Source organism: Bacillus sp. SIMBA_031, from assembly GCF_046535225.1.
GTDB classification, from domain to species: Bacteria; Bacillota; Bacilli; order Bacillales; family Bacillaceae; genus Bacillus; species Bacillus velezensis.
This window is the reverse complement of the sequence record NZ_JAWRXC010000609.1, coordinates 1-243: the sequence shown is the minus strand read 5'-3', so window position 1 is coordinate 243 and position 243 is coordinate 1. Positions and strand designations below refer to the sequence as shown.

1 protein-coding gene is annotated in these 243 nt (G+C 67.9%); it reads left to right on the top strand.

Going from position 1 to position 243, the window contains the following annotated elements:
• Positions 1-237, top strand: a 237-nt coding sequence (locus SB724_RS21550; protein ID WP_410573083.1) for an acyl-CoA dehydrogenase C-terminal domain-containing protein, incomplete at its 5' end; no start/stop codon positions are given.
• Between the last annotated feature and the right edge of the window lie 6 nt (positions 238-243).

Below are 243 nucleotides of genomic sequence, written 5' to 3'. Positions count from 1 at the left end.
AGGATCGCCGAAGCGCTCTCGGGCGCCACACCCTATCAGCGCCTCTTCGGCCTGGTGCTGACCAGCGCCTATCTCGCCAAGGGCGGCCTCGCCAAGACCGGCGACGGTGCTGAAGAGGGCCGCATCGCGCTCTGCCGCTTTGCCGCCGAAAACCTGCTGTCCGAAACCACTGCCCTGAAGGACCGCACCGTCAATGGTGCCGCGAGCCTTGCCGCAGCCCGCGCCATCCTGGCCTGAGGATCA